Here is a 247-nt window from a genome sequence, read left to right on the forward strand (position 1 = left end):
GGTGCTCGCCAACGCCCAGATGGTGGTGCGTAAAGGCGGCGAAGTGCTTACTCGTACTCGTGCTACTTCTGCTCGTCGCGAAAACGGCCTGTGGATTGTGGAAGCGGAAGATATCGATACCGGCAAAAAATATAGCTGGCAAGCGCGCGGCCTGGTTAACGCCACCGGCCCGTGGGTGAAACAGTTCTTCGACGACGGGATGCATCTGCCTTCGCCTTATGGCATTCGCCTGATCAAAGGCAGCCAT

General features: G+C 57.1%; 1 protein-coding gene. It reads left to right on the forward strand.

The window, feature by feature from the left end:
• Positions 1-247 (forward strand): FAD-dependent oxidoreductase (locus SB772_RS44245; RefSeq protein ID WP_410839055.1); only part of this gene is annotated, 247 nt, incomplete at both ends.

The organism is Paraburkholderia sp. SIMBA_030, from assembly GCF_046535245.1.
Lineage (GTDB): Bacteria > Pseudomonadota > Gammaproteobacteria > Burkholderiales > Burkholderiaceae > Paraburkholderia.